Raw genomic sequence first — 25903 nt, 5'->3', positions numbered from 1 at the left:
GCTTCCTCGCCGCGGCCCCCCGGGCGCCCATCTCCCCGCCGGTCGCCGTTGGGCGTCATCCCGTCGCATCCCGGATTGACTTGATCGTGCAACGGCGTGACATCACCGGCATGCTGGACCGAGGAGCCTGCGCATGTCCGACCCCGCCCTGTCCCAAGCCGATCTCGCCCGGATCGATCCGCGTGAGCTGATCCAGGAGGCCTACCGCATGGAGGGCCTGGCCGCGGAGGAGTGCCGCTCGATCTTCTTCGACTGGGCGCTGGGGCGCAGCGAGGCCGAGGGCGACCCGGCCGCCGTCGCGCGGCTTCACGCGCATTTCGCCGCCCTCCACCCCGATCACCCGATGACCGCGGTGCTGCTCGAGGGGCAGGGCCGGCCCGACGCCCGTCCGCGGCGCGGCCGCCGCCGCGGCTGACCGGCCCCGCCCGGTCCGCGCGGGCCCAGGCGCAAGGCCCCGCCATGCTGCCCGATCTTCTCCTCCCCGAACTGGACCTGGTGATCTGCTCGACCGCCGCGGGGCCGCGCTCCGCGGCGCGCGGGCGCTACTATGCCGGGCGCGGTAACCGGTTCTGGCGCGTGCTGGCCGAGACCGGGCTGACCCCGACCGAACTCTCGCCCGACCGGGACCACGCGCTGCTCGCCCACGGGATCGGGCTGACCGACCTCGCCAAGGGGGTCTCGGGGATGGACCGGGACCTGCCGCAAGGCGCGCTCGGGGCCGATGCGGCGGCGGCGCTGCGGGGGCGGATCGAGGCGTTCCGGCCGCGGCGCGTGGCGTTCAACGGGCTCGGCGCCGCCCGGGCGGCGCTGGGGAAACGGGCCGTGCCGGGGCCGGGGCGGCTGGCGCCGGAGCTGATCCCCGGCGTCGAACTCTGGGCGCTGCCCTCCACCTCGGGCGCGGCGCGGGGGCATTGGGACATCGGGCCGTGGCAGGCCCTCGCCGCCGCGATGGGGCGCGGCTGAGCGCAACGAAAAGGGCCGGCCCCCGCGCGGGGACCGGCCCTTGGTCATCTCACCCTGGGCGCGCGGCCCCGCGGCGTCAGCTCAGCGAGGCGCAGAAGCGCTGGATGCGGGTGCAGGCCTCTTTCAGCAGGGCGTCCGAGGTGGCGTAGGACACGCGGAAGGCCGGGCCGGCGCCGAAGGCCGAGCCGAACACCACCGCGACGCCCTCGGCCTCGAGCAGCTCGGCCGAGAAGGTCTCGTCGCCGTCGATCTCGACGCCGCCCGGGGTCTTCTTCCCGATCAGCCCCTTGATCGAGGGGTAGACGTAGAAGGCGCCCTCGGGGACCGGGCACTCCATGCCGTCGATCTCGTTCAGCATGCCCACGACCAGGTCGCGGCGGGCCTGGAAGGCCTTCAGCCGCTCGGCGAGGAAGTCCTGCGGCCCGGTCAGCGCCTCGAGCGCGGCGTACTGGGACACCGAGCAGGGGTTCGAGGTCGACTGCGACTGGATCTTGGCCATCGCCTTGATCAGCTCGACCGGGCCGGCGGCATAGCCGATGCGCCAGCCGGTCATCGCGTAGGCCTTGGACACGCCGTTGCAGGTCAGCGTGCGGTCGTAAAGGCCGGGCTCCACCTGCGCCGGGGTGAAGAACACGTAAGGCGCGTAGGCCAGGTGCTCATACATGTCGTCGGACATGATCCAGACATGCGGGTGCTTCATCAGCACGTCGCACAGCGCCTTCAGCTCGGCCTCGGTATAGCCCGCGCCGGTCGGGTTGGAGGGCGAGTTGAAGATGAACCACTTGGTCTTCGGGGTGATCGCGGCCTCGAGCTGCTCGGGCGTGATCTTGAAGTTGGTCTCGATGCCCGCTTCCACGGCCACCGGCTCGCCGCCCGCCAGCAGCACCATGTCGGGGTAGGACACCCAGTAGGGCGCGGGGATCAGCACCTCGTCGCCCGGGTTCAGGGTGGCGACCAGGGCGTTGTAGAGGATCTGCTTGCCGCCGGTGCCGACCGTGACCTGGGAGGGCTGGTAGGACAGGCCGTTCTCGCGCTGGAACTTGTCGCAGATGGCCTGCTTCAGCTCGGGGATGCCGTCGACGGCGGTGTACTTGGTCTTGCCCTCGTCGATGGCGCGCTTGGCCGCTTCCTTGATGTTCTCGGGCGTGTCGAAATCGGGCTCGCCGGCGCCGAGACCGATCACGTCCTTGCCCGCGGCCTTGAGCTCGCGCGCCTTGTTGGTCACCGCGATGGTGGCCGAGGGTTTCACGCGGGAGAGGCTGTCGGCGAGGAATGCCATGGGAGGTCGCTCCTGTTCTGGCAGGTCATGACGAAGGCCCCCGGCGCGGCATGCGGCGGGGGACAGGGGTGTTTACGCCCGTGGCGAAGGCGGGGCAAGCGGCAGGACCGCGCGGGGGGCGGGGGCGCATCGCGGGCGGTTCGTTAAAAATGCGTGGATGGGGGCGCGAGGCTCGCCCGGCGGGCGACATGGGCTTAAGCGAAACGCATCGCTTTTTCAGCAAACCACGACGAGTGTTCCACGATGTCCATGCTTTTCCCCCGCGCCGCCGCCGCCGGCGCCGCGCTTCTCGCCTCCTCCGTCGCCGCCGGGGCCGCCGAGTGGCGCAGCACCGCCTCCTTCTTCGACGGGGGGCTCGAGGTCGCCCGGCTGACGGTCGACTGGACCGCCGGGACCACGGGGCCGCAGGATTCGGGCGATTTGTTCGACCTTGCCTGGCGCTTCCAGGCCGATGCGGGCTTCGGGCTCGGCGGCGCGGCGACGGACGTGACGCGCGACGTGGTGGTCGCGGGCGTGGTGCAGCCGCTGGGCGGCGTCGCGCTGACCCCCGCGGACATCTTCTTCAGCTTCGATTTCGACGACGTGGCGCTGGGCGGCGACGGGGGCTTCGGGCTCGACACCGATTTCAACATGAACCTGGAGTTCGGCGGCGCCGTCGGGACCGACTACTGGGCCTTCGCGGATTCGGCCTTCGGCGACGTGATCGTGGGACGCTACATCGACGGCGCGGCCGACGCCGACGCGGTGCTGCTGGGCGGCCAGTTCCAGACCGTGGCGCTGACCGGGGGGCCGGGCGCGGAGGTGCCGTTGCCCGCGGGCCTCGCGCTGCTGCCCGCCGCGCTGGCCGGCTTCGCGCTGGTCCGCCGCCGCGCCTGACCGCCCGGGCCGGGCGCGGGGGGCTCAGCCCCGCGCCCGCGTCCCCGCCCGGCCGCGCAGCCAGGCCGCCAACCGCCCGTCGATGATCGCCAGCCCCGCGAGGATCAGCCCCATCCCGAGGAACGCGCCCGGGCCCAGCGCCTCGCCCAGCACGGCCGCGCCGATCAGGATCGCCAGCGGCGGGATGATCATCGTCACCAGCATCAGGTTCGCCGGCCCCGCCATCCCCAGCACGCGGTAGTACAGCAGATACGCCCCCGCCGTGCCCGGCAGCGCCAGCCACAGGGTCCCCGCCGCCGCGCCCGCGGACAGCGACAGGTCGGGCGTCCCCTCGAGCATCAGCGCCGCGGGCCAGGTCCAGAGCGCGCCGCAGGTGGTCATCCCCGCCGCCGCCGCCGCCGGGTGCAGCCCCGAGAGCCGCACCCGCGCCCAGACCGAGGCGAAGGCGTAGCTCAGCGCCGCGCCGACCACCGCCAGCTGCCCGAGGCTGCGCGGGTCGAGGCCCGAGAGCGCGCCCGGCCCCACCGCCGCGATCACCCCGCAGAAGCCCACCCCGACGCCCGCCGCCCGGCGCAGCGTCAGCCGCTCTTCCGCCAGCAGCAGCGCCGCGACCAGCGCCCCGAACAGCGCGGTCGAGGCGTTGAGGATCGCCGCCAGCCCGGTCTCGATGCTCTGCTGGCCCCAGGTGATCAGGAAGAAGGGGACGGCGTTGTTCAGAAGCCCCATCACCGCCAGCGCGGCCCAGGCCCGCAGCCCGCGCGGACCGGCGAGGCCGCGCAGCGCGATCCACGCCCAGAGCGCCAGCGCCGCGCCGCCGAGGCGCAGGGCGACGAGGGTGACGGGGCCCAGCCCCGCCAGCGCCGCGTGGGTGGCGAGGAACGAGGCGGCCCAGACGCAGGACAGGATGCCGAGCTCGGCCCAGGCGCGGTTGGAGACGGTCATGACGCGAAAGGTCCCGGGACTGGGGCGGACGGCCGGGCCGTGCGCCGGGGAAGGGTGCGCCCGGACGAGTGGCGCCCCGCGCCCCGATGCGCCACCCGTTTCCTGCGCGCCGCGCGCAGGCGTGATCGCGCGTGCGCCGCGCGCGGATCGCGTCGGGCGGCGCCCGCGCCCGTCGCTCATGCGCCATCCGACGTCGCCTGCGTGCGGTTCCACGCGTGCGCGGCGGCGCAGGGTGCAAGCATCCGCCCGCCCCCCGGGCGGCCCGGACGCTGCGACGATGCGCCGCCCGGACCGAGGCCCCGACCGGGGCCGCGGGCTGGCATCGTGCGCACCCGTCCGCGCCGCGGGGCCGCCCCGCGGTCCGGCGCGGGCGAGGCCGGGAAGAAACGCAAGAAGACGGAAGACGACATGACCCAGGATTGGTTCGACGCCGACAGCGCCACTTTCGGAGACCGCCTCGTCGCCGCCCGCGACGCGCTGGGTCTGACCCAGTCGCAGCTCGCCGCCAAGGTGGGCGTGCGCGCCAAGACCCTGCAGAACTGGGAGACCGACCGCTCCGAGCCGCGCGCCAACCGGCTGCAGATGCTCGCCGGCGTGCTCAACGTCTCGATGGTCTGGCTGCTGACCGGCGTGGGCGAAGGCGGGGTGGAGCTGTCGCCCGAGACCGACGCCGCCGCCGACAAGGCCGCGCTGCTGGCCGAGCTGCGCGAGATCCGCGTGAACGCCATGCGCCTGACCGACCGGATGGCCAAGCTCGAGAAGAAGCTGCGCGCGCTGGACGTGGCCAAGGGCTGACAGGCCCGGCGGGAGGGCTTGCCCCCCCCGGCTTGCCCCCCCCGGCTTGCCCGGCGCGCCCGGGCGCCGTACCTCTCCCCCCGCGCCGGATCGCGGCGCGGGCAGGGGCGGGGAGGCGCGCGATGCGGATCGGAGTGGACCTGGGCGGCACCAAGATCGAGGCCGCGGCCCTCGGCCCCGACGGCGCGATCCTGCTGCGCAAGCGCATCCCCAGCCCCCGCGGCGACTACGCGGTCGCCATCAAGGCCATCGCCGGGCTGGTCGAGGCGGTGGAGAGCGCCGTCGCCGCCCGCGCGCCGCGGATCGGGGTCGGCATTCCCGGCTCGATCTCTCCGCGCAGCGGCCTGGTGCGCAACGCGAATTCCCACTGGCTGAACGACCGCGCGCTGGACGCGGACCTGGCGCAGGCGCTGGGCCGCCCGGTGCGCTGCGCCAATGACGCCGACTGTTTCGCGGTGTCCGAGGCGCGCGACGGCGCCGCCGCGGGCGCGGGCGTGGTGTTCGGCGTGATCGCCGGGACCGGCATCGGCGGCGGCGTGGCGCTGGACGGCCGGCCCCTGCGCGGCGCCGGCGGCGCGGGGGGCGAATGGGGCCACGGCCCGCTGCCCCTGGCGCATGGCGCGGAATGGCCCGGGCCCGCCTGCTGGTGCGGGCGGCATGGCTGCCTCGAGACCTGGCTGTCGGGCCCCGGGCTGGCGGCGGACCACGCGCGCGTCACCGGGCGGGACGTCCCCGACGCCGCCGCCGTCGCCGCGCTGGCGGCCGAGGGGGACGTGGGCGCGCAGGCGACGCTCGACCGCCACGTCGACCGCTTCGCGCGCGGGCTGGCGCAGGTGGTGAACCTGCTGGATCCGCATGTCGTGGTGCTGGGCGGGGGGCTGTCGAATCTCGCCGATTTCCCCGAACGCCTGCGGGCCGCGCTCGCGCCGCATGTCTTCTCGGACCATCTCGCGCTAGACATCCGCCGCAACCTGCATGGCGACAGCTCGGGCGTGCGCGGCGCGGCCTGGCTGTGGGATGAGGACGAGGAAGGGAACACGGCATGAGCGAGACCCCCCAGGACCGCCTGAAGCGCCTGCGCATCCGCGGCTGGCGGCGCGGCACCAAGGAGATGGACCTGCTGCTCGGCCCGTTCTGCGACGCGTTGGCCGAGGGGCGCGTCGCCTGCGATCTCGACGCGCTCGAGGTCTTCATGAACGAGAATGACCAGGACCTGTACCAGTGGATCAGCGGCGGGGCAGAGACCCCGGCGGCGCTGGCCCCGATGGTGGCGGTTCTGCGCGATTTTCACCGGATCGAGGGCTGAAAAGGGCCTGCCGCAGCGTTTACGCCGCATTATCCTTTTTCATGGAAAACTCGCTGCAATGTCATCGATTGCAGGAGAGGGTTCGCCATGGCCAGCACCGCGCCGCGTTTGTCTCCGGAGACCCCCGACGCCGGGCGCGAGCCCGCGACCGATGCCGGTTTCTACAGTGAGTATCTCGATTTCCTGAGCAACGTGGAGCGGCTTCACCGGCTGCTGCTCGACGTCGTGAAGGATGAGTTCGAGCGGCTCGGCCAGCTCGACATCAACTCGGTCCAGGCGCTGCTGCTGTTCAATGTGGGCGACAACGAGGTGACGGCCGGGGAGCTGAAAAGCCGCGGCTACTACCAGGGCTCCAACGTCTCCTACAACCTCAAGAAACTGGTCGAGGCGGGCTACCTGCACCACCAGCGTTCCGAGGTCGATCGGCGCTCGGTGCGCATCAAGCTGACCGACAAGGGTCACGTGATCCGCGACGCGGTGGCGGAGCTGTTCGAGCGGCACGCGCAGACGGTGGCCGAGGACGAGGTGCTCGGGGCCGACGGCGTGCGCGGAATGAACGAGGGGATGCGAAGGATCGAGAGATTCTGGATGGACCGCATCCGTTACATCTACTGATGGGCCCGCCCGCCGGGCGCGCCCCGCCTCAGCGCCGCGCGCAGGTCCTGCGCGCGGGGCACGAAGGCGGGCGTGCGCGCGGCGTATGCGTCCCAGCCGGGACGGGCGGCGAGGCGCTCCTCGATCAGCGGGCGCCCGGACACGCGGGCCAGCAGCAGCCCGAGCAGGATCGGCGTCGCCGCGGCCCACCAGAGCCCGCCCGAGGCGAGGACCAGCGCGACCCCCGTCCAGAACAGGATCTCGCCGCTGTAATTGGGGTGCCGCACGAAGGCGCGCAGCCCGCCGCGCAGGATCCCCCGGCCCCCGGCGGCCTTCCAGCGGTCGAGCTGGACGTCCGCCGCGGTCTCCAGCCCCATGCCGAGCAGCGCCAGCGCGGCGCCGATCCAGGCCGCCGCGCCGCCCCCCTCGCCGCCGCCGCCCGCCGCGGCGAAGGCGACCGGCGCGACCAGCGCGAATTGCAGCGCGCCCTGCAGCACGAAGACCTGCCCGAGGCTGCGCAGCGGCCAGCGCGCGCCATGCTGCGCGCGGATGGCGGCGTAGCGCGGGTCCTCCTTCCCCTCGCGCAGGCGGCGGCGCCCGAGGGTCCAGCCCATGCGCAGCGACCAGGCGCAGACCAGCGCCAGCGCCAGGCCCCCGGCGGCCCCGGTCCCGTCCCCGGCCAGCCAGGCGGCGCAGGCCGCGGCGCCGAAGCCGGGCCCCCACCAGAGGTCGGCGAGGCTGGAATCGCGCAGCGCCAGGCTCGCGGGCCAGAGCAGCAGGAACCCCGCGACGCTGGTCGCGGCGGCGAGAAGGAGGGGGGGCAGGTCGAGCAAGGCGAAAGGCCTCCGGCGGTGGATCGCGGCGCGGGGGGCGCGCCTGTCCCTGATACGCAGCCCGGGCGGGAATCGATCACCCGGGCGGCGCGGGCGCGGGCGGGCGCCCGAGTGAGGACGCGGCCCGAGGCGCAGCCCGGGACGCAGACGGGGTCGCAGACGGGGACGCAGATGGGGGCGCGAGGCTCCGAAACGCGGCGAAACCCGCGGGTTTCATCCTTGGTTCACGCGATTCCGCCGGATTTTCCCTCCTCGGCTGTGTCCGAATCGGAATTTTGCGGTATCCTCCCCCAACCTCTCACAGCTTCGTTGCACGGGGCGGGGAGGATGACTAAGACGCGCGGCAGACGCGTTCGACAGGCAAACGGAATTCGGGCAGGCAATGGATGATCCCCAGCATCCCGTCCTTCGTGGCTATGACAGCTACGAAGTGAAGCTCGGCGACGAGCTGCGCGGCCACAGGGCCACGCGCGGAAAGTCGCTGCTCGACGTGCAGCGCGATCTGCGGATCCGCGCCTCCTATATCGACGCCATCGAGAATTGCGACCCGTCGGTGATGCCCAACAAGGGCTTCGTCGCGGGGTACGTGCGCGCCTATGCCCGGTATCTCGAGCTGGACCCCGACGTGGTCTACGGCCGGTTCTGCCACGAAAGCGGCTTCTCCGGCGGCGCGACCCCGGGGCAGGGTCTCGGGCGCAAGACCGGCGGCGGGGCGGACCCGTCGCTCGGCGGGCTCAACTTCGCCTCTCCCATCGGCCGGGCGCAACGCGTCGGCCTCGGCGTGTCGCTCTCGGGCGTCATGTCGATCATGGTGGTGGCCGGGCTCGTGGGCGGGCTCGGCTATGGCGGCTGGACCCTGATGCAGGAGATCCAGCGCGTCGAATTCGCCCCGGTGAACGAGGCGCCGGACGTGGCCGAGGCCCCGGCGGGGATGACCCTGCCGACGCTCTCGCTCTCGGCCCTCGCCGCGGCGCCCGAGGGGCGGGACTCGGCGCGCGACGCCGCCCTCGCCGCGCTCTACGCTCCGCAGGACCAGGCGCCGCCGGCGCTGAAGCTGCGCGACGGACCCATCGCCGCCATCGACCCGAGCAGCGTCGGCGTGTTCGCCGAGGCCCGCCAGGACGCGCCGCGGCGCGCCGCGGGCGTGGCCGTGGCCGCCGCGCAGACCGACCCAGAGGGGCCGCCGCGCGAAACCGCCATGGTCGCCATCCTCCGCGAGGGCGCCGCGCCGGGGGCCAGGGCCGCAGACACGGACACCGGCGCTGGCGCCGATGCCGCGAACGGCGCGCTGCCGATCGCCGAAGCCGCGCGCCTCGTGCAGCAGGGCGAGGCCGCCGCCGCCCCGCAGGATCCCGCCCGCAGCGGCGTCTGGATCGTCGCCAGCGACCCGGCTTGGCTGCGCGTGCGCCTCGCCGACGGCTCGACCCTGGTGCAGAAGACCTTCATGCGCGGCGACCGCTTCCAGCTGCCCGACGGCGTGCGCGGCGCGCGGATGCGCGCGGGCAATGCCGGCGCGGTGTGGATCGAGATCGACGGCGTGCTGCACGGGCCCATGGGCCGACTCGGCGGCGTCGCCAAGAACGTCTCGCTCGACGCCGACGCGGTGCGCGAGGCGTTCGACACCGCCGCCCATGACCCGCTCGCCCCCCGCGGCGACCGGACCGAGGCGAAGCTCGAACTCGACTGACCCGGGCAGGGCAGGGGCCGGACGGCGCGGCCCGTCCGCGGGATCCCCCTGCGCGACCCGGCGTCGCCGCCGCAGACATGGACGCGGCCCCCGCGCATCCCTATTTTCCGGGCCAGACCCCGCCGCCCGCACGGGCGGCCCCATATCCGATCCAGGACCTGTGACATGAGCATCCGCCCCTGGCGCGACATCGCCCGCCGCCCCTCCCGCAAGATCCGCGTCGGGTCGGTCGAGGTCGGCGGCGACGCGCCGATCTCGGTCCAGACCATGACCAACACGCTGACCACGGACGCCCAGGCCACCATCGCGCAGGTCAACGCCTGCGCCGAGGTCGGGGCCGACATCGTCCGCGTGTCCTGCCCGGACGAGGACTCGACCTACGCCCTGCGCGAGATCTGCAAGGCCTCCCCGGTTCCCATCGTCGCCGACATCCACTTCCACTACCGCCGCGCCATCGAGGCGGCCGAGGCGGGCGCCGCCTGCCTGCGGATCAACCCTGGCAATATCGGCTCCCCCGAGCGGGTTCGGGAAGTGATCAAGGCGGCCAAGGACCATGGCTGCTCGATCCGCATCGGCGTCAATGCCGGCAGCCTCGAGCGGCACCTCTTGGAAAAATACGCCGAGCCGTGCCCCGAGGCGATGGTCGAATCCGCGCTCGATCACATCAAGATCCTGCAGGACAACGATTTTCACGAGTACAAGATCAGCGCCAAGGCCTCGGACGTGTTCCTGACCGCCGCCGCCTACCAGCAGATCGCCGATGCCACCGACTGCCCGATCCATCTCGGGATCACCGAGGCCGGCGGCCTCACCTCGGGCACCATCAAGTCGGCCATCGGCCTCGGCAACCTGCTGTGGATGGGCATCGGCGACACGCTGCGCGTCTCGCTCTCGGCCGATCCGGTCGAGGAGGTGAAGGTCGGCTACGAGATCCTCAAGTCCCTGAACCTGCGCCACCGGGGCGTCACCATCATCTCCTGCCCCTCCTGCGCGCGGCAGGGGTTCAACGTCATCAAGACGGTGGAGACGCTGGAGAAGCGCCTCGAGCATATCCACCAGCCGATCACCGTCTCGGTCATCGGCTGCGTGGTGAACGGGCCGGGCGAGGCGCGCGAGACCGATATCGGCTTCACCGGCGGCGGCGCCGGGGCGGGCATGGTCTATGTCGCGGGCGTCCCGGACCACAAGCTCGAGAACGAGAAGATGGTCGACCGCATCGTGGCGCTGGTCGAGAAGAAAGCCGAAGAAATGGAGGCCGCGAAGGCCGCCGAAGCCGCAGAATAAGGCGAAAGGACCCCGGGTCCCTTCAGCGGTTTTCATGGGATTTCGGGCGGTTTCGCTGCGAAACCGTATTCCACGCCGATGCGACACCGGCTAGGCTTCGAACCTGCGGGGGGCCGCTCCCCCGCCCGCGCGGCGCGCCAAGACGCCGCCGGTCCTCACAGGGAGGGTTCCACCCATGTCCATCCGCTTCGCGCGGGCGGCCGCCTGCGCCATCGCGCTCGCCGCCGCCCCCTTCTCCGCCATCGCCGAGGAGCTGCCCCGCGCCGCCCCCGGCGATGTCGGGCTGTCCGCCGACCGGCTCGCCCGGCTCGACGCCCGGCTCGGGCACGAGGTGTCCTCGGGCAAGATCCCCGGCGGCATCATCACCATCGTCAAGGACGGCAAGATCGTCCACCAGACCACGATGGGCGCCCTGACCGAGGGCGGGCCGGAGATGACGGAAGACGCCATCTTCCGCATCTATTCCATGACCAAGCCCATCGTCTCGGTCGCCGCCCTGATGCTGATGGAGCAGGGGCGGCTGCCGCTCTTCGCCCCCGTCTCGGCCTTCATCCCCGAGTTCAAGGACACGCAGGTCTTCACCGGCGAGGTGGATGACGAGGGGGCGCCCAAGACCGCGCCCGCCCGGCGCGCCATGACGGTGCAGGACCTGCTGCGCCACACCTCGGGCCTCACCTACGGGTTCTTCGGCGCCGGCCCGGTGCGCGAGGCGTATCGCAAGGCGGGCGTCGGCGTCGGCGGGATCCCGGGCACGGCGCAGGACCACGCGCGCCAGCTCGCCGCCCTGCCGCTGGAGCATGAGCCGGGCACGACCTGGGAATACTCGCGCTCGACCGACGTGCTGGGCGCGGTGCTGGAGGTGGTGACCGGCAAGCCGCTCGGCGAGCTGCTGGAGGAGATGATCTTCACCCCCCTCGACATGCAGGACACCGGCTTCTTCGCGCCCGAATCCAAGCACGCGCGCCTTGCCGAGCCGAAGGAGGGCGACGGCCTGGCGGGCAACCCGCTCTTCGACCAGCGCAGCGCGCCGGAATTCGAGAGCGGCGGCGGCGGCCTCGTGTCCACCGCCCGCGACTACGCCCGCTTCGCCGAGTTCCTGCTGAACGGCGGCGAGCTCGACGGCGTGCGGCTGCTGGGCAAGTCGACGGTGGAGTTCATGACCTCGGACCACCTCGGCGCCAACATCAAGCCGGGCAAGTACTACCTGCCGGGCGCGGGCGCGGGCTTCGGCCTCGGGGTCGGGGTGCGCACCGAGCGCGGCGTCGGGCCGACCAACCTGCCGGTGGGCGCCTATTGGTGGGGCGGCGCCGGGGGCACCTACTGGTACAACGTGCCGGGCCAGGACATGGCGGTGATCTGGATGATGCAGAGCCCGTCGCGCCGGGTGCCGCTCCGCCCGGTGCTGATCGACATGGTTCAGGCCGCCGTGGAATGAAAGCAGGCGGGGCGGACCACGCGGGTCCGCCCCGTTTTCAGGGGCTTGCGGGTGGTCGTTGAAGCTTACTCGTAGCTCGGGTGCTTGATCAGCACCCGGTCCCTGTCGTCCAGCAGCACGGTGATGTTGAAGGCCGGGTGGAACAGGTAAAGCTCCACCCCCCTATGCGCGCGGATGCCGCCGACGGTGCCGGTCCGCTCGGGCAGCCAGTTGCGGGGCATGGCGGCGACGCCCGCGGTGACGCCGATGTCGCGGGCGGTGACATGGGGCATGTCCTCCACCGCCTCGGACAGGGTCTCTCCCACGTGGATGGAATCATAGTACCCGGCGACGGTGGCGATGCAGCCGAAGGCGCCAAGGGTCAGGACCACGAAGCAGGCGGTCAGGAAGGTGAGGACCTTCAACCACTTGCCGATCACGAAACGGGTCGCGCGGATATCGATCATCGATGCACTCGGTACGCTGGACGAGGGGGACGGCACGCATCGGCTGGACGAGCCGACGGGGTGGATCATATCACGAATGGCGGACGGGACATACGCGCGTCCCGCCTCGCCCCCCCGTCTGAAGCAACAGGGACACGCCGCCGTGATGAAACTGCTTCTCGTGATCGCCGCGTTGATCGCGCTCGTCGCCCTGGGCCTCGCGGTCCGGGTGCGCACCGCGCCGGACCGGGTCGCCGACTGGCATGTCGACCCGGTGGAGGGCGCGCGCACCGGCAAGCCGAACGACGTCCTCGTCGGCCCGATGGCGGGCGCCGACCGGCCCGCGCCGACCTGGGACGCAAGCCCCGAGATGTTGATGCACAGCTTCAGCATGGTCGCGGAAGGCGCCGAGAACACGACGCTTCTTGCCGGATCGGAACAGGCGCTGCACGCCACCTGGATCCAGCGCACGCCGCTGATGGCCTTTCCCGACTACATCTCGGTGCGCGCGCTTCCGGCCGAGGGCGGCGCGACGCTCGCCATCTGGTCGCGCAGCCGCTACGGGCATTCGGACCTCGGGGTCAACGCCAGGCGCGTCGCGGACTGGATCGCGGCGGTGGACCTGCCGCGGGTCGGGGAGTGACGGCAGCAAGGCAGGCGCCTCAGCGCCGCGGCGACAGCAGCGCCGTCGGACCGGGATCGCACCCGTCGCGCACCCGCCGCCAGGCCGGGTTGTTCAGCGACATGCCGCAGCGGGCGGTGAATTCCTCGCCCCCCACGCGCAGGCAGGACAGCGCCCCCATCTCCACCCGCGCGCCGCGGTTGGTGCAGTAGCAGTCGGGATAGGAATGGCCCTCGGCCGGGGGCGGGGCGGTCCAGCCGTTTCCGCCGCCCGCCCCGCCGCCCCCCGCCGCCGGGGGCGCATCGGCCGCAAGCCCCGGCCCGCCCGCAAGGGCGGCGGCCAGGCCCGCGATGACCAGCGCGTGTCGCATGGCCCCAGCCTAGCACGAAAATCCCCCCAGCGCCCCCGCTTGACCCGCGCCCGGCGGCGGTCCATTCACGGGGTCCCATCCCCCCGGACCGCTGCCCGAGATGATCGCCCGAGACGCCGCCGAACAGATCCTGCGCCGCGCCGAGACGCTGGAAGCCGCCATGGCGGGCGGCGACGCGTCGGGCGGCGACTGGCAGGCGCTGTCGCGCGAATATGCCGAGGTGAAGGACGCCGCCGCCGCCGCCTCGGCCTGGCTGCGCCTTCTCGACGACTGGGCCGACGCCAAGGCGATGGCGGGCGACCCGGAGATGGCCGCCCTGGCCGAGGAGGAGATCGAGCGCATCGAGGAGGCGCTGCCCGGCGCCGAACATGCGCTCGCGCTCGCCCTTCTGCCGAAAGACGCCGCCGACCCGCGCCCCGCGATCCTCGAGATCCGCCCGGGCACGGGGGGCGAGGAGGCGTCGCTCTTCGCCGCCGACCTCTTGCGCATGTACCAGCGCCATGCCGAGGCGAAGGGCTGGCGGCTCGAGATGCTCGACGCCTCCGAGACCGAGCTGGGGGGGCTGAAGGAAGCCTCGGCCCGCATCGTCGGCGAGGGCGTGTTCGGGCGGCTGAAATACGAATCCGGCGTCCACCGGGTGCAGCGGGTGCCGACCACGGAATCGGGCGGGCGCATCCACACCTCCGCCGCCACCGTCGCCGTGCTGCCGGAGGCCGAGGAGCTGGACGTGGAGATCGACCCCGCCGACTTGCGGATCGACACCATGCGCGCCTCGGGCGCCGGCGGCCAGCACGTAAACACCACTGATTCGGCTGTGCGCATCACCCATCTGCCCACGGGCATCGTGGTGACGGCCTCCGAGAAATCCCAGCACCGCAACCGCGCCCAGGCCATGGCGGTGCTGCGCGCGCGGCTTCTCGACCGCGAACGCCAGGCGGCGGCGGCCGAGCGGGCGGCGGACCGCAAGGGGCAGGTCGGCTCGGGCGACCGGTCCGAGCGGATCCGCACCTACAACTTCCCGCAAGGACGCGTCACCGACCACCGGATCGGGCTGACCCTGCACCGGCTGCCAGAGGTGATGGCCGGCGATCTCGACCCCTTCATCGACGCGCTGCAGGCGGCGGACGAGGCCGCGCGCCTCTCGGCGCTCGAGCCATGAGCACGCGCGCCGATCTTCTGCGCGCGGCCGCCGCGCGGCTCGACGCGGCGGGCGTGCCCGGCGCCGCGGGCGACGCGCGCGCGCTGCTCCGCTGGGCCTCGGGGCTGTCCGCGGCGGGCTTCTCCGTCGGCCTCTCTGACCCCGCCGCGCCCGAGGAAGCGGCCCGGTTCGAAGCCGCCGTGAGCGCCCGCGAGGCGCGCCGCCCCGTCTCCCAGATCATCGGCAAGCGCGAATTCTGGGGCCGCGATTTCATCGTCACCGAGGACGTGCTCGACCCGCGCCCCGAGACCGAGACCCTGATCGACGCCGCCCTGCAAGGCCCTGCGCCGAAACGGATTCTCGATCTCGGCCTCGGCTCGGGCTGCATCCTGCTGACGCTGCTGGCCGAATGGCCCGGGGCCATGGGGGTCGGCGTCGACGCCTCCGCCGCCGCCCTCGACATCGCCCGCCGAAACGCCGCGGCGCTGGGGCTGGAGGCGCGGGCGGACCTGCGGCTGGGCGACTGGGCGACGGGCATCGACGGGCCCTTCGACCTCGTCGTCTCCAACCCGCCCTATATCGCCGAGGACGAGATGCCGGGCCTCTCGCCCGAGGTGCGGGACTGGGAGCCGCGCATGGCCCTGACCCCCGGCGGCGACGGGCTCTCCCCCTACCGGATCCTGGGCGCCGAGGCCCCGCGCCTCCTGGCCCCCGGGGGGCGCGTGCTGCTTGAATGCGGGGCGGGGCAGGCCGAGGCGGTGGCAGGAATGTTGGCCGAAGCGGGGCTTGGCGGCGTGCGCGTCCACCGCGACATGGACGGGCGCGGGCGCTGCGTCGAGGGGCGCGCGCCCTGATTTCACCGCGGCCGGGCGTGGCCTCGTTGCAAATTGATGCGAAAAAGCGCCCCCGCAGGTTGAAAACCGCAGCTTTCGCTTGTTCACCCAAAATTTTCCCGTATACCTGAACTTGTTCGCCATGGATCGGCGGCCCGGAGTTTTCCGGAGCCGACCAGACCCCAGGGGAGGCGGACGCCATCGCAGCGAGCCAGGAACCGACCGCGCCGACAGGTGCATCGCCCTGCGCGCGGACCGGGCAATGTCCTCCGCCGCAGGCCTTGGGGTCCGGGTGTTGCGGTCGGCGCACGGGGATGGCGGGCGTACCCCGCCGCCCCCGTGGGAGAGGTCCGGAGCATGGGACATGTCCCGGCCGGGACGGAACCGACCCGAACGGGTCGGGGCGGGACCGGCGGCTCAGGCGAGGTTGGGACGTCCGAACCAGGGACGCCGTATCAAGGATTTCAAGGCGGGCGCGGGCCGATCAAGGCGCCGTGCCGGGCCCAGGGCGCGGAATGCGCGAACATCGATCAGCCAGGCGGCTTCCCGGCGCATGCGTCCGGCGGCCGGACCGGCGGGCCCCGCCCACAAGGGGTCGCGCGCGGCGATCGCGAGACATCGAGTGACAATGAGACCTTCGCAGAAGAACAACCGGAATCGCGGCAAGAACAACAACCGCAGCAAGAGCCTCGGCAACGTTGCGAACCGCGTGTTCGACAGCGCGGGCCCCGAGGGGAAGGTGCGCGGCACGCCGCAGCAGATCGTCGACAAGTACGAGCAGCTCGCCCGCGACGCGACGCTCTCCGGCGACCGCGTGATGGCCGAGAACTTCCTGCAGCACGCCGAACACTACGCGCGCCTGCTCAGCGCCGCCCAGGGCGAGGCCGACCAGCGCGGCCAGAACCAGCAGCGCGGCCAGCAGGACGGCGACGGCCAGAACGCCGGGCAGGGCGGCGGCCAGGGCGGCGGCCAGAACCAGAACAACGCCCAGGGCGGCCAGAACAACGGTCAGAACGGCGGCCAGAACGCCGGGCAGGGCGGGAACCAGGGCGGCGGCCGCGAGGGCCGCAAGAACCGCGACCGGCGCGACGACAAGCGCGACGCGCAGCCCGAGCAGGCCGAGGCCGCGCAGGCCCCGGCCGTCGATCCCGGCGCGGGCGAGCAGCCCGACCTCCCCGATGCTGGCGCCTTCGCGGTGCAGGACGATTCGGATGAAAGCGGCCTCGTGGCGACGCCCGAGCAGCAGCAGGACGCGGCCCCGGCCAAGCCCCGCCGCCGCCGCGCCCCGCGCCGCACCGCCAAGGCCGAGGGCGGCGAGGACGGGGGCGACTCCTCCGACGCGCCGTCCGGCGAAGCCGCGGATGAGGGCGTGCGCCGCACCGCCTCGCGCGGGCGCCGCCGCAAGGCCGCCGATGCCGACGCCGCGCCCGAAAGCGGCGGCGAGGGCGACAAGCAGGCCGCCGCGGGCTGATCGCGGCGCGCCCCGGGGCAGGCATCGCCCCTGCACGGCGCCGCCGGATGAAAGACAACCGCCGCGCCCGGGATCCCGGGCGCGGCGGTTCTCGCCTCAGCCGGTCGCGGCGTGCAGCCCCCCCGGCCCGCAATTCTGCCGCGGCGCGCCCGCCGCGCCCCGCGCGGCGCGGTCGGGCGAGCGGGGGCTTCACGCCCCCCGAGCCCGGCCGTCCTCCCCCTCGCTCCTGTCAGCGCGGGGCGGGGACGGCGCGGGGCGGCCGCCCGCGGGATGGCCTCAGGGGCAGCCGCCCTTGCGCCGCCCGGCCACCAGCTGCTGGCTGCGCGCCTGGCCCGCCCGCAGCGCCGCGGCGCTTCCGGCAAGGTCGAGGCTCTGTTTCGCCACCACGTCGCGGACCGAGCCGCCCGGCCCGGTGGTCTGCGCGGTGAACTTCATGCGATCCCCCGCGCGGAACCCGTTCAAGAGCTTGATCCCGTCCTGCGGCGGCAGCGCGATCAGCGCCGGGTAGACCCGCGCGCCCTCGGGCATCGCGCCCGTCGCCACCAGCGGCGCGCCGTCGATATCGACCACCAGCCGGTAGCCCGCATCCGCGCCCGGCTCCAGCTTGTGGTCCCCGGTCGCCAGCAGCACCACGGAATCGCCCAGCCCGCCCGCCGCGTCGCGCCGGAACTCCACCGCCGCGCCGGCCTCCTGGCGCGAGAGCAGGATCGACCCGCCCGCCGCGCCCTCGACCACGCGGACCTGCCAGGCGCCGACCTGGTCCACCGCGCTGCACGGGCCCGGGCCGTCATCGGCAAGGGCCGTCCCCGCGCCAAGCGCGCACAGCGCGGCGCCGATCGCGCCCAGGGCGCGCATCCTCCCGAAAGTCATGCCGTTATCTCCGATCAGCTTCAACGCAATGACCGGAATCCTAGCAGCGTTTCCGCTTCGCGCACGATTTTTCGTGAATCGTCGCCCCGCGCCGTCCCCGCGCCTCAGGACGCCCGCTGGTCCGACAGCGCCCGCGCCAGCGCGCAGAACGCGCCGAGGTCCAGCGTCTCGGGCCGCGCCGTCGGCTCCACCCCCGCCGCGGCGCAGAGCGCCATCGGGTCGGGCGACACCTGCTTGAGGCTCTGGCGCAGCATCTTGCGCCGCTGCCCGAAGGCCGCCTGGGTGATCTGCGACAGCACCTTCGCCTCGGCCGGGAAGCGCGGCGCGTCGAGCGGCGTCACATGCACGATGGCCGACCAGACCTTGGGCGGCGGCGTGAACGCCTTGGGCGAGACCTCGAACGCGATCCGCGCCGTGCTGCGCCATTGCGACAGAACCGCGAGCCGCCCCCAGTGGTTGTCGCCCGGCTGCGCCGTGATCCGCTCGGCCACCTCGCGCTGGAACATCAGCGTCAAGGAGGCCCAGGGGCAGGGCGCCCCCTCGGGCCAGACCGGGTCGGTCAGCCAGCGGGTGAACAGTTCCGTCCCCACGTTATAGGGCAGGTTGGCGCAGATCCTGAGCGGCCGCCGCAGCCCCGGGATCGGGTTGAGCTTGAGCGCATCCCCCTCCAGCACCTCAAGCCGCCCGGGGTAATGCGCCGCCACCTCCGCCAGCGCCGAGAGACAGCGCGAATCCCGCTCCACCGCCGTGACCTTGCGCGCGCCCGCGTGCAGCAGCGCCCGCGTCAGGCCCCCGGGGCCCGGCCCGATCTCCAGCACGTCATGATCGTCCAGCGACCCGGCGGTGCGCGCGATCCGCCCCGTCAGGTTCAGGTCCAGGAGGAAGTTCTGGCCCAGCGACTTCTTCGCGGCGAGGTCATGCGCCGCGATCACCTCGCGCAGCGGCGGCAGGCCGTCATTGGACGGGCCGCGCCCGCCATCGCCTTCCTCGAAGCTCATGCGCCGGTCCTCGCGTCATGGGCCGCGCGCGCCGCGGCCATCGCCTGCGCCGCGCGGATCGCCTCAATAAGGCTGTCGGGCCGCGCCAGCCCCTTGCCCGCGATGTCATAGGCGGTGCCATGGTCGGGCGAGGTGCGGATGAAGCTCAGCCCCAGGGTCGCGTTCACGCCGCGGTCGAAATCGAGCGTCTTCATCGGGATCAGCGCCTGGTCGTGATACATGCACAGCGCCGCGTCCCATTTCGCCCGCGCGGGGGCGTGGAACATGGTGTCGGCGGGAAGCGGCCCGGCGATCTCCATCCCCTCGGCCCGCAGGCGGTCCAGGGCGGGGGCGATCACCTCGATCTCCTCGCGCCCCATCACCCCGCCTTCGCCGGCATGGGGGTTCAGGCCCGCAACCGCGATGCGCGGGGCAGTAAGGCCGAAATCGCGCCGAAGGGCGGCGTGGAGGAGCCGCGCCGTCTCCTCGATCTCCGCGCCCGTCAGCGCGTCCGGCACGTCCCGGAGCGCGATGTGGATGGTGACGGGGACGACCTTCATCGCCGGGCCCATCAGCATCATCACCGACCGGTCGCGCCCGTCGAGGGCGGCGAGGAACTCGGTATGGCCGGGATGCGCGAAGCCGCAGCCGTCCTTCAGCGCCTTCTTGTTGATCGGCAGGGTCACGACGCCCCCGGCGCGGCCCGCGCGGGCCAGCGCCACGGCGTCCTCGATGGACTGCACGATATGGGCGGCGTTCTCGGGGGCGGGGATGCCGGGCGTGGCGGGAATGGCGAGGGGCCGGTGCAGGACCGGAAGCGCCGCGGCGGACGCGGCGGGCGCCTCCTCGATGGCGTCGATGCGGGCGACGGGCACGCCGGTCGCGCCGATCCAGTCGGCGTCGCCCAGCAGGGCGAAGGGCGCGGCGCCGCGCAGGCGGTCCCAGGCGGCGGCGGCGATCTCGGCCCCCGCGCCCGCCGGGTCGCCGCAGCTGAGCGCCAGCGGCGCGGGCGCGGGCCCGGGCGCGGCGCTCATCGGCCCTTTTCGACGAAGGCCTCGGCCCGCAGCTCGTTCAGCCGCCCGTCGGCGAGGCGGGTCAGCCGCTCTTCCAGCATCCGGGCGCGGACCTGCTCGCGCAGCTCGGGGGTCAGCTCGGCGCGCTGCTCCTGCACGTCGTGCAGCGCCAGGACGACGACGCCCTGCGCCATTTCCAGCGGCGGGGTGGCCTGGCCGGGCGAGAGGCGCTCCAGCGCCTCGCGCAGCGGCCCGGGCAGGCGGGCGGCGGGCACCAGGCCCACGCGGCCGCCGTTCTGGCGGGTCGGCGCGCGCGACAGGCGGCGGGCCAGCGGGGCGCTGTCCGCCCCGGCGTTGATCTGGCGCGACGCGTCGGCGGCGGCGGCCAGCGCGGCCTCGCGGTCCGCCCCGTAGGGGATGGCGATCTCGCTCAGGTCATAGGCGCGGTTCACCAGCCGGTCGGAATTGGCCAGCTCGTCCTCGAGCTGCGCGTCCGTCACCTGGGCGCGGGACAGGAAGGTGCGGCGCACGAAGCCCGACCACATCACCTCGGTCTCGACATAGTCGCGCAGCGCGACGCGCGAGACGCCCGCCTGCTTCATCCGCGCCTGCAGCCCAGCGGCGTCGAGCCCGAGCGACTGGGCGAAGCGCGCGAGGCCGTTCTCGACGCCCTCGCGGTCGGCCTCGACCCCCGCCTGCTCGGCGGCGCGGCGCTTCAGGCGGCTGTCGATCATCGCGGTCATGGCGTCTTCGGCGCTCACCTCGCGCCCGGCGGCGAGGGTCAGCAGCCGCCGGCGCTGGTCGACGTCATAGGCGGTGACGACCTGGTCGTTGACGAAGGCGGCCGGCGCGAAGCCGGACCCGGCCTGGCCCATGGCGGGCGTCCCGGCCAGCGCGGCGCCGGCGGCGAGGATCAGGGCGAAGCGCCTCAGGTTGGTCATGTCGAACGTCGTCCTTCGCAAATTCAGCGGCCCGGGCGCGCGGCCCCGTCGGGGCCTCTCTCTCTCGCGCGCGCGCCTCGCGCCCATCACTAACGCGGGCGGCGCATCACGTCGAGACGGCGCGGGCGGCGCGCGTTCCCGCGGCGACGGCGCCCGCCGGGTCTCAGCGTTCCTGCACCCGCGCCTCGAGGCCCTCGGGCGTGCAGGCGTCGGACGGTTTCGCGCCGCGCCCGCCCACGTCGCCGCCCAGCGCCCGCAGCCGGATCCGCAGGCCTGCATAGGTCGAGGCGGGCGCGTCGGCGGTGCTGGTGAAGCGCCGCCCGGCGTGGAATTCAAGGTCCGCGCACTCGTTCGAGAAGCGGATCGCCCCCTCGGTGCGCACCCAGCGCTCGGTCGCGAGGTCGCGGCGGAACTGCGCGCCCACCGCCCACTGGTCGGTGAACTGGTACCAGCCCTCCATCGCCGCCTCGTGGCGTTCCTCGCCCGAGGCCGCGGTGGGCGACAGGTAGACATAGGAGCCGGTCAGGGTCACCGCGTCCCAGTCCAGCTCGGCATAGACCTCGTTGCGCTCGATCTCGAAGGACTGGTCGAGGCGGAGCCGATGCGCGAGGCGGCCGATGCCGGGCGCCTCCACCGACCAGCCGCCCACGTAGTCGGATTCGGACCCGTCGAGGCCCGAGCCCGCGCCGAACGCGTCCGAGGCGGCGATGCGCTGCACCTGGCCGACCGCGGCGTCGAAGCGGGTCCCGTCATCGCCGGTCAGCGCGTAGCGCAGGCCGATATTGGCGCGGAAGCCTTCCTCGACCCCGTCCCAGCCCGCGTGGCGGCCGAGGGCGAAGAGCGAGGTCTCGTCGAACTCGACGATCTGGCTGTCCTCGTTCGGGGACCCGGCGCCGATGGCCGAGCGGTTGGGCGCCGCCACCAGCTGCACGATCGGGGTCAGCACGTGGGTCGCCCCGCCGCCCATCGCCCCGGCCAGCGGCCCGGTCACGTCGCGGCGGAACACCGGGAAGCGCGCCTCGACGGCGGCCTGCGGATGCACCCGGCCCGCGGTCTGGTCCACGCCCGGATCCGGGTCCGCCACGCTCCAGGCGTCGCCCTGCAGCTGGCCGTAGGCGCGCAGCTCCAGCCCCCAGTCGAGGGTCATGCCCCGTTCCCAGTCGAGCCGGGCGCCGAGATGCGCCGCGTCCTGCCCGCCGGACCGCTTGAGCCCGTAGCCCGCGACCGAGAGGTCGAGCGTGCCGCCCCCGAGATCGTCGAACAGCCGCCGCCCGCCCTCGAAGCTCGGCAGCACCAGCGGGATCGCGCCGATCGGCTCGTCCTCGCGCAGCGACTGGAAGCGCACCGCCGACAGTTCCATCCAGCCGCGGTCATCCGACTGGCGCACGAAGAGCTCGGAGGTCAGCCGGTCGATCTCGGAGAGGTCGTAGCGGCGCAGGTAGGCGTCGTCGCTGGCGAGCTCGAGGTCGAACCCCGTCTCCCAGCCCGTCAGCCCGATGCCGTCGCCGATCTCCCACAGCCCGGCGGCGTCGACATGGCCGCGCAGCCGCGCGTCGCCGTCATAGTCGTTGTGCCCGACCGAGCCGCCGAAGGTCAGCGCCCCGCGCGCGAAGGTGCGGCGGTACTCGCCCTCGAGGATGGCGCCGTCCTTTTCCGTCACGAAGGGGGTCAGCGTCAGGTCCGAGGCGTCGTCCAGCACCAGGTGGACCGGCAGCTTGACCGCGTGCCCGAAGGCCGAGCCGCGCAGGTAGCGCGGGAACAGCACGCCCGAGGCGCGGTCCACCGACGGGTCGGGATGGCGGAAATAGGGAAGCCAGGCGACCGAGACGCCCATGATGTCGAAGGTGGCGTCCTCGTAATGGACCACCTTGTCCTGCTCGTCATGCACGATGCGCCGGGCGCGGATGCGCCAGAGCGGGACCGGGTCGGCGGCGCAGACCCGGCAGGGGCTGAACACCGCGCGGTCGAGCACGTTGTAGCGCCCCTCGACCCGCTGCGCGCGGGCGGCGGCGAAGCGCGCATCCCCGGGAAGCTGCATCCGCGCGCTCTCGATCACCGCGTCCTGGAGGCGGTCGTCGAGCTCGGCGAAATCGGCCACCAGCGTGACCCCCTCAGGCGTGCGCAGGGTGATCTCGCCCGCCGCCTCGATGCGGCCCGTCTCGGTGTTGTAGGTGATGCGGTCGGCGGTCAGGGTCCGGTCGCCCTGGTAGATCTCGACCGCGCCCTCGGCCACCAGCAGCCCGGCCGCGTTGTCGAAGCTGACCCGGTCGGCCACCAGCGCGACGGGCTGCGAGAAGTCCTGCGCCAGCTCGGCGCGCCGGAACGGGTCGGCCTCGGCCTCGGGCGGCTCGGCGAGGGCGGCGGGCGCAAGCAGCGCGGCCAGCGCGGCGGGGGCCAGCAGCGCGAACGGGGATGCGGCGCGGCGGGGATCGGCTTTCGGCGTCACGCGTCGGGCTCTCCGGTGTTCGGCGCGCGGCGGCGCGGCAGGCGGGCGCGCCGGGCGGCGCAGGCAAGGGCGGGCGTCCCCGGCGCGCGGGGGGCGTTCGACGTGTTTAGCCGTCCTCGAGATGCAGCAGCAAGCCTATGGCGAGCAACGACATCGCCGCAGGCGGCCCCCAGGCGGCGAAGGGCGCGGGGATCGAGCCCTGCGCGCCGAAGGCCTGGGCGACATTGGCGAGCACGAAATAGCCCAGCCCCGTCGCCACCGCCCCGAGCGCCATCAGCCCCAGGCCCCCGAAGCGCACGTGGCGCATCGAGAAGGCGGCCCCGATCAGCACCATGGCCGAGAGCAGCAGCGGCGTGGAGAGCTGGCTTTGCCAGTGCATCCGGTGGCGCGCGGCCGAGAAGCCCGAGGCTTCCATGTTGTCGATGAAGCCGCGCAGCTTCCAGAAGCTGATCGTCTCGGGCGCGGCGAAGCTTTCGACGATGCGGTCGCGGGTCAGGCGCGTCGGCAGGGTCAGGGTGTCGACCTGGGTCTCGGGCGGCGGGCCCGCGTCGCGCTGCGCCTCGAGGTCGCCGCCTTCCGCGTCTCCCCCCGCGTCTCCCCCCGCGTCGCCCCCCGCCTCGCCGGACAGGCCGCCGCCCGGCGCCGGGGCCGCGTCGTCGAAGGTCCAGGACCGCACCTGGTGCAGCCGCCACGCGCCGTCCTCGAGCACCGCGCGCCCCGCCTCGATCCGGGAGATCAGCCGGTCGTCGCCGTCGAAGCGGAACACCGAGACGTCCCAGAGCTGCTGCCCCTCGGACCCGGCGCGCTTGGCGCGGATCACCGCCTGCCCGGCGCCGTCCCCCTCGCGCAGCCACAGCCCGTTGGAGGAGACCGAGAGCAGGCTGTCCTCGCCCGAGAACCAGCGCGCGCGCAGCGTCTCGTACCGCTGCAGGGTGGCCGAGGCGACGGGGTTGTAGACGGTGAAGGCCAGCGCCCCCAGGATCGCCGCCGCGACCAGCGTCGGCGCGATCAGCCGCCAGACGGAGACGCCCGCGGCCCGGGTCACCACCAGTTCCGACGACCGCGCCAGCCGCGCGAAGCTCGCCATCGCCGCCAGCAGCGCGAGGAAGGGCAGGATCGTCAGCAGCAGCGAGGGCGCGTGCAGCAGCGCCAGCCACAGCACCTCCTGCGCGCCCGCGTCCGCATTGGCCGCGGCGCGCAGAAGCTCGACGCTGTCCACCAGCATCACGATCAGGAACACCACCACGAAGGCCGAGAAGAAGGTGCTCAGGAACCGCTTGGCGACATAGGTCGAAAGGATGCCGATCATTCCGCCGCCCCCGGTTTCGCCGTGGATGTCGCCGCCGGCGGCAGGGATGCGGGCGGGACCGGTCGCGACAGGCGCGGCAGCCCGGCCCAGAGCGCCCAGAGCGCCAGCAGCGCCCCGAGGATCGGCGGCAGGTACATGCTCGGCCACAGCTCGGGCGCGCCCGAGACCATGGATTTGCACGCGACGCCCGCGACCCGGCACAGCGCGGCCAGAGCGATCCCCGCGGCGATCCGCTTGCCGTAGCCGCGCCGCCGGAAGCCCGGCGCCAGCAGCGCCGCGAGGGCGATCAGCGGCAGGGTGACGGCATAGAGGGGGGCCGAGATCTGCTCGTGCCCCTCGGCCACGAACTTGCCCGGCGGGCGGCCCTGGAGCACCTCTTCCGAGGGGGTCACCAGCTCCCAGGCATAATGCTCGGAGGGCTTGCGCTGCCGCTCGCCCGAGCTGTCGACCAGCGAGGAGAGGTCGTAGACCAGCTTCTCGAAGCTGAGCGTCGAGAGCTCCTTGGTCGAGGGGTCGACCCGCTGCGCGGCGCCGTCGAACATCACGAGGCGCGGGCCGTCCTCCGTGCGCACCATGGCGGCGCGGCGGGCGGTGTAGGTGACGCGCGCATCCGCGTCGCGGTCGTCCTGCACGAACAGCCCCGCCATCTGCCCGTCATCCGAGGTGGCGCGGATGAAGACGGTGACCTGGCCCGCGGGGTGGATAAACTCCCCCTCCCGGATCAGGGCGTTGGCGAGGTCGGTGTTCACCTCGGCGATGCGGTCGCGCATCTCCCGCGCCGAGGTGGGCATCAGGTAGAGGGTGACGGCGGACATGGCGAGGGCGACCATCAGCCCGAAGCCCGCGACGGGCAGGGCGAGGCGCACGCGGCTCATCCCCGCGGCCATCAGCACCACGATCTCCGAATCCATGAACATGCGGTTGAGCGCGTAGAGCGAGGCGGCGAATCCGGCCACGGGCAGGATCATCGACATCACCGTGGGCAGCAGCAGCGCGGTGAATTCGGCGAAGACGAGGGCGGACTGGCCGTTGTTGACCACGGTGTCGATCACGCGCAGGGACTGCGTCAGCCAGACCACCCCGAGGAAGATCAGGCTGAACAGTCCGAATGGGCCAAGCATCTGGCCGATGATGTAGCGTCCGACGGCTCCGTTCATGGCGCGCAACATCTACGTCGCGGGGGGCGGGCGCAAGTCCCGTCGCGCGGGGGCGCGCGCATCAAACGTCGCGCGGGGGCGCGCGCATCAAACGTCGCGCGGGGGCGCGCGGATCAAACGTCGCGCGGGCGCGCGTGCAGCAAACGTCGCGCGGGGGCGCGCGCAGGCATCGCCGCGCGGGGGCGCGTCGGAGAGGCGGGGGCGGGGGGGGGGGGGGGGGGGGGGGGGGGGGGACCCCCCCCCCCCCCCCCCCCCCCCCCCGCCATCGCGGTGGTGGAGGCGCAATCCTCCTTCTCCACCACCTATGTGCTGCGGTTCCGCCGCTCCACCGTCAACC

The 25903-nt window shown here is 73.5% G+C and carries 26 protein-coding genes; 14 read left to right on the top strand and 12 right to left on the bottom strand.

From position 1 onward, the window contains the following. Nucleotides 1-133: 133 nt before the first annotated feature. Together ACQ5SO_RS09690 and ACQ5SO_RS09685 are read left to right on the top strand one after the other, a co-directional pair. A complete protein-coding gene (locus ACQ5SO_RS09690; protein ID WP_430941394.1) occupies nt 134-415 on the top strand; it encodes a hypothetical protein in 282 nt (93 codons plus the stop codon). A 44-nt stretch (nt 416-459) separates the two neighbouring features. Then, a complete protein-coding gene (locus ACQ5SO_RS09685; protein WP_430941393.1) occupies nt 460-963 on the top strand; it encodes a mismatch-specific DNA-glycosylase in 504 nt (167 codons plus the stop codon). A 76-nt stretch (nt 964-1039) separates the two neighbouring features. On the opposite strand, the gene ACQ5SO_RS09680 is transcribed toward ACQ5SO_RS09685, so the two are convergent. Further along, nucleotides 1040-2242, bottom strand: a complete 1203-nt coding sequence (locus ACQ5SO_RS09680) for a pyridoxal phosphate-dependent aminotransferase (protein WP_430941392.1) — start codon at nt 2240-2242, stop codon at nt 1040-1042. A gap of 243 nt (nt 2243-2485) precedes the next feature. Between ACQ5SO_RS09680 and ACQ5SO_RS09675 the strand changes: the two genes are divergently transcribed. Further along, nucleotides 2486-3118 (top strand): hypothetical protein, encoded by a 633-nt coding sequence (locus tag ACQ5SO_RS09675; protein WP_430941391.1) that lies wholly within the window; start codon nt 2486-2488, stop codon nt 3116-3118. Between the two features lie 24 nt (nt 3119-3142). Here the strand turns inward: ACQ5SO_RS09675 and ACQ5SO_RS09670 are convergent, their stop codons facing one another. Further along, on the bottom strand, nt 3143-4060 hold the full coding sequence (locus tag ACQ5SO_RS09670; RefSeq protein WP_430941390.1) for a DMT family transporter: 918 nt from the start codon (nt 4058-4060) through the stop codon (nt 3143-3145). Nucleotides 4061-4468: 408 nt separating this feature from the next. On the opposite strand from ACQ5SO_RS09670, the gene ACQ5SO_RS09665 reads away from it, so the two are divergent. The 4 genes from ACQ5SO_RS09665 (at nt 4469) to ACQ5SO_RS09650 (ending at nt 6776) form a co-directional block, all read left to right on the top strand. After that, complete coding sequence (locus tag ACQ5SO_RS09665; protein WP_430941389.1) at nt 4469-4855, top strand: helix-turn-helix domain-containing protein; 387 nt, start codon at nt 4469-4471, stop codon at nt 4853-4855. A gap of 122 nt (nt 4856-4977) precedes the next feature. Beyond that, nucleotides 4978-5901, top strand: coding sequence for an ROK family protein (locus ACQ5SO_RS09660; RefSeq protein WP_430941388.1), 924 nt, complete (start codon nt 4978-4980; stop codon nt 5899-5901). After that, nucleotides 5898-6161, top strand: a complete 264-nt coding sequence (locus ACQ5SO_RS09655; protein ID WP_430941387.1) for a succinate dehydrogenase assembly factor 2 — start codon at nt 5898-5900, stop codon at nt 6159-6161. The genes ACQ5SO_RS09660 and ACQ5SO_RS09655 overlap by 4 nt, the downstream gene beginning before the upstream one ends. An 87-nt stretch (nt 6162-6248) precedes the next feature. Further along, the gene (locus tag ACQ5SO_RS09650) at nt 6249-6776 is read left to right on the top strand and encodes a MarR family winged helix-turn-helix transcriptional regulator (RefSeq protein WP_430941386.1); all 528 of its coding nucleotides are present in this window, start codon (nt 6249-6251) and stop codon (nt 6774-6776) included. Here ACQ5SO_RS09650 and ACQ5SO_RS09645 read toward each other — a convergent pair. After that, nucleotides 6770-7588 carry a DUF1295 domain-containing protein gene (locus ACQ5SO_RS09645; protein ID WP_430941385.1) on the bottom strand — a complete coding sequence of 273 codons (819 nt, stop codon included), beginning with the start codon at nt 7586-7588 and terminating at the stop codon, nt 6770-6772. The genes ACQ5SO_RS09650 and ACQ5SO_RS09645 overlap by 7 nt on opposite strands. A 382-nt stretch (nt 7589-7970) precedes the next feature. Between ACQ5SO_RS09645 and ACQ5SO_RS09640 the strand changes: the two genes are divergently transcribed. From ACQ5SO_RS09640 to ACQ5SO_RS09630, 3 genes are all read left to right on the top strand, one after another. After that, on the top strand, nt 7971-9275 hold the full coding sequence (locus ACQ5SO_RS09640; protein ID WP_430941384.1) for a helix-turn-helix domain-containing protein: 1305 nt from the start codon (nt 7971-7973) through the stop codon (nt 9273-9275). A gap of 165 nt (nt 9276-9440) precedes the next feature. After that, entirely contained in the window at nt 9441-10559 is a 1119-nt protein-coding gene (gene ispG, locus ACQ5SO_RS09635) for a flavodoxin-dependent (E)-4-hydroxy-3-methylbut-2-enyl-diphosphate synthase (RefSeq protein ID WP_430941383.1), read from the top strand. Nucleotides 10560-10734: 175 nt separating this feature from the next. Next, the gene (locus tag ACQ5SO_RS09630; RefSeq protein ID WP_430941382.1) at nt 10735-11994 is read left to right on the top strand and encodes a serine hydrolase domain-containing protein; all 1260 of its coding nucleotides are present in this window, start codon (nt 10735-10737) and stop codon (nt 11992-11994) included. Between the two features lie 65 nt (nt 11995-12059). Here the strand turns inward: ACQ5SO_RS09630 and ACQ5SO_RS09625 are convergent, their stop codons facing one another. After that, nucleotides 12060-12440, bottom strand: coding sequence for a hypothetical protein (locus ACQ5SO_RS09625; RefSeq protein WP_430941381.1), 381 nt, complete (start codon nt 12438-12440; stop codon nt 12060-12062). Nucleotides 12441-12585: 145 nt separating this feature from the next. Here ACQ5SO_RS09625 and ACQ5SO_RS09620 point away from each other — a divergent pair, with 145 nt between their 5' ends. Further along, nucleotides 12586-13062 carry a DUF1499 domain-containing protein gene (locus ACQ5SO_RS09620; protein WP_430941380.1) on the top strand — a complete coding sequence of 159 codons (477 nt, stop codon included), beginning with the start codon at nt 12586-12588 and terminating at the stop codon, nt 13060-13062. 19 nt (nt 13063-13081) lie between these two features. Here ACQ5SO_RS09620 and ACQ5SO_RS09615 read toward each other — a convergent pair whose 3' ends face one another. Further along, nucleotides 13082-13411 (bottom strand): hypothetical protein, encoded by a 330-nt coding sequence (locus ACQ5SO_RS09615; protein ID WP_430941379.1) that lies wholly within the window; start codon nt 13409-13411, stop codon nt 13082-13084. A 100-nt stretch (nt 13412-13511) separates the two neighbouring features. On the opposite strand from ACQ5SO_RS09615, the gene prfA reads away from it, so the two are divergent. The 3 genes from prfA to ACQ5SO_RS09600 all read left to right on the top strand — a co-directional run bounded on the left by prfA (nt 13512) and on the right by ACQ5SO_RS09600 (nt 16853). Then, on the top strand, nt 13512-14570 hold the full coding sequence (gene prfA / locus ACQ5SO_RS09610) for a peptide chain release factor 1 (protein WP_430941378.1): 1059 nt from the start codon (nt 13512-13514) through the stop codon (nt 14568-14570). Then, nucleotides 14567-15403 carry a peptide chain release factor N(5)-glutamine methyltransferase gene (prmC, locus tag ACQ5SO_RS09605; protein ID WP_430941377.1) on the top strand — a complete coding sequence of 279 codons (837 nt, stop codon included), beginning with the start codon at nt 14567-14569 and terminating at the stop codon, nt 15401-15403. The genes prfA and prmC overlap by 4 nt, the downstream gene beginning before the upstream one ends. A 607-nt stretch (nt 15404-16010) precedes the next feature. After that, complete coding sequence (locus ACQ5SO_RS09600; protein WP_430941376.1) at nt 16011-16853, top strand: DUF4167 domain-containing protein; 843 nt, start codon at nt 16011-16013, stop codon at nt 16851-16853. A 276-nt stretch (nt 16854-17129) separates the two neighbouring features. On the opposite strand, the gene ACQ5SO_RS09595 is transcribed toward ACQ5SO_RS09600, so the two are convergent. The 7 genes from ACQ5SO_RS09595 to lptF all read right to left on the bottom strand — a co-directional run bounded on the left by ACQ5SO_RS09595 (nt 17130) and on the right by lptF (nt 25566). Then, nucleotides 17130-17723: a hypothetical protein gene (locus tag ACQ5SO_RS09595; protein WP_430941375.1), complete on the bottom strand. Its 594-nt coding sequence runs from the start codon at nt 17721-17723 to the stop codon at nt 17130-17132. A 104-nt stretch (nt 17724-17827) separates the two neighbouring features. Continuing rightward, nucleotides 17828-18721: a 16S rRNA (adenine(1518)-N(6)/adenine(1519)-N(6))-dimethyltransferase RsmA gene (rsmA, locus tag ACQ5SO_RS09590; protein ID WP_430941374.1), complete on the bottom strand. Its 894-nt coding sequence runs from the start codon at nt 18719-18721 to the stop codon at nt 17828-17830. Then, entirely contained in the window at nt 18718-19734 is a 1017-nt protein-coding gene (gene pdxA, locus ACQ5SO_RS09585; protein WP_430941373.1) for a 4-hydroxythreonine-4-phosphate dehydrogenase PdxA, read from the bottom strand. The genes rsmA and pdxA overlap by 4 nt, the downstream gene beginning before the upstream one ends. After that, nucleotides 19731-20654 (bottom strand): peptidylprolyl isomerase, encoded by a 924-nt coding sequence (locus tag ACQ5SO_RS09580; protein ID WP_430941372.1) that lies wholly within the window; start codon nt 20652-20654, stop codon nt 19731-19733. Before ACQ5SO_RS09580 ends, pdxA begins: the two co-directional genes overlap by 4 nt. A 163-nt stretch (nt 20655-20817) precedes the next feature. Continuing rightward, nucleotides 20818-23100, bottom strand: coding sequence for an LPS-assembly protein LptD (locus ACQ5SO_RS09575; RefSeq protein ID WP_430941371.1), 2283 nt, complete (start codon nt 23098-23100; stop codon nt 20818-20820). A gap of 106 nt (nt 23101-23206) precedes the next feature. Beyond that, nucleotides 23207-24409 (bottom strand): LPS export ABC transporter permease LptG, encoded by a 1203-nt coding sequence (gene lptG, locus ACQ5SO_RS09570; RefSeq protein ID WP_430941370.1) that lies wholly within the window; start codon nt 24407-24409, stop codon nt 23207-23209. Beyond that, nucleotides 24406-25566: an LPS export ABC transporter permease LptF gene (lptF, locus tag ACQ5SO_RS09565; protein ID WP_430941369.1), complete on the bottom strand. Its 1161-nt coding sequence runs from the start codon at nt 25564-25566 to the stop codon at nt 24406-24408. Before lptF ends, lptG begins: the two co-directional genes overlap by 4 nt. Nucleotides 25567-25903 lie beyond the last annotated feature (337 nt).

This window comes from Rhodovulum sp. DZ06, from assembly GCF_050586345.1.
Classification (GTDB): Bacteria; Pseudomonadota; Alphaproteobacteria; order Rhodobacterales; family Rhodobacteraceae; genus JBOCEF01.
The sequence above is the reverse complement of the archived record's forward strand: the minus strand, read 5'-3'. Positions and strand labels throughout refer to the sequence as shown.

Excerpts from the sequence above, each read along its gene's own strand:
- ACQ5SO_RS09690 (WP_430941394.1), top strand. The coding sequence starts at position 134 with ATGTCCGACCCCGCCCTGTCCCAAGCCGATCTCGCCCGGATCGATCCG.
- ACQ5SO_RS09685 (WP_430941393.1), top strand. The coding sequence starts at position 460 with ATGCTGCCCGATCTTCTCCTCCCCGAACTGGACCTGGTGATCTGCTCG.
- ACQ5SO_RS09680 (WP_430941392.1), bottom strand. The coding sequence starts at position 2,242 with ATGGCATTCCTCGCCGACAGCCTCTCCCGCGTGAAACCCTCGGCCACC.
- ACQ5SO_RS09675 (WP_430941391.1), top strand. The coding sequence starts at position 2,486 with ATGTCCATGCTTTTCCCCCGCGCCGCCGCCGCCGGCGCCGCGCTTCTC.
- ACQ5SO_RS09670 (WP_430941390.1), bottom strand. The coding sequence starts at position 4,060 with ATGACCGTCTCCAACCGCGCCTGGGCCGAGCTCGGCATCCTGTCCTGC.
- ACQ5SO_RS09665 (WP_430941389.1), top strand. The coding sequence starts at position 4,469 with ATGACCCAGGATTGGTTCGACGCCGACAGCGCCACTTTCGGAGACCGC.
- ACQ5SO_RS09660 (WP_430941388.1), top strand. The coding sequence starts at position 4,978 with ATGCGGATCGGAGTGGACCTGGGCGGCACCAAGATCGAGGCCGCGGCC.
- ACQ5SO_RS09655 (WP_430941387.1), top strand. The coding sequence starts at position 5,898 with ATGAGCGAGACCCCCCAGGACCGCCTGAAGCGCCTGCGCATCCGCGGC.
- ACQ5SO_RS09650 (WP_430941386.1), top strand. The coding sequence starts at position 6,249 with ATGGCCAGCACCGCGCCGCGTTTGTCTCCGGAGACCCCCGACGCCGGG.
- ACQ5SO_RS09640 (WP_430941384.1), top strand. The coding sequence starts at position 7,971 with ATGGATGATCCCCAGCATCCCGTCCTTCGTGGCTATGACAGCTACGAA.
- ispG (WP_430941383.1), top strand. The coding sequence starts at position 9,441 with ATGAGCATCCGCCCCTGGCGCGACATCGCCCGCCGCCCCTCCCGCAAG.
- ACQ5SO_RS09630 (WP_430941382.1), top strand. The coding sequence starts at position 10,735 with ATGTCCATCCGCTTCGCGCGGGCGGCCGCCTGCGCCATCGCGCTCGCC.
- ACQ5SO_RS09625 (WP_430941381.1), bottom strand. The coding sequence starts at position 12,440 with ATGATCGATATCCGCGCGACCCGTTTCGTGATCGGCAAGTGGTTGAAG.
- ACQ5SO_RS09620 (WP_430941380.1), top strand. The coding sequence starts at position 12,586 with ATGAAACTGCTTCTCGTGATCGCCGCGTTGATCGCGCTCGTCGCCCTG.
- ACQ5SO_RS09615 (WP_430941379.1), bottom strand. The coding sequence starts at position 13,411 with ATGCGACACGCGCTGGTCATCGCGGGCCTGGCCGCCGCCCTTGCGGGC.
- prfA (WP_430941378.1), top strand. The coding sequence starts at position 13,512 with ATGATCGCCCGAGACGCCGCCGAACAGATCCTGCGCCGCGCCGAGACG.
- prmC (WP_430941377.1), top strand. The coding sequence starts at position 14,567 with ATGAGCACGCGCGCCGATCTTCTGCGCGCGGCCGCCGCGCGGCTCGAC.
- ACQ5SO_RS09600 (WP_430941376.1), top strand. The coding sequence starts at position 16,011 with ATGAGACCTTCGCAGAAGAACAACCGGAATCGCGGCAAGAACAACAAC.
- ACQ5SO_RS09595 (WP_430941375.1), bottom strand. The coding sequence starts at position 17,723 with ATGACTTTCGGGAGGATGCGCGCCCTGGGCGCGATCGGCGCCGCGCTG.
- rsmA (WP_430941374.1), bottom strand. The coding sequence starts at position 18,721 with ATGAGCTTCGAGGAAGGCGATGGCGGGCGCGGCCCGTCCAATGACGGC.
- pdxA (WP_430941373.1), bottom strand. The coding sequence starts at position 19,734 with ATGAGCGCCGCGCCCGGGCCCGCGCCCGCGCCGCTGGCGCTCAGCTGC.
- ACQ5SO_RS09580 (WP_430941372.1), bottom strand. The coding sequence starts at position 20,654 with ATGACCAACCTGAGGCGCTTCGCCCTGATCCTCGCCGCCGGCGCCGCG.
- lptG (WP_430941370.1), bottom strand. The coding sequence starts at position 24,409 with ATGATCGGCATCCTTTCGACCTATGTCGCCAAGCGGTTCCTGAGCACC.
- lptF (WP_430941369.1), bottom strand. The coding sequence starts at position 25,566 with ATGAACGGAGCCGTCGGACGCTACATCATCGGCCAGATGCTTGGCCCA.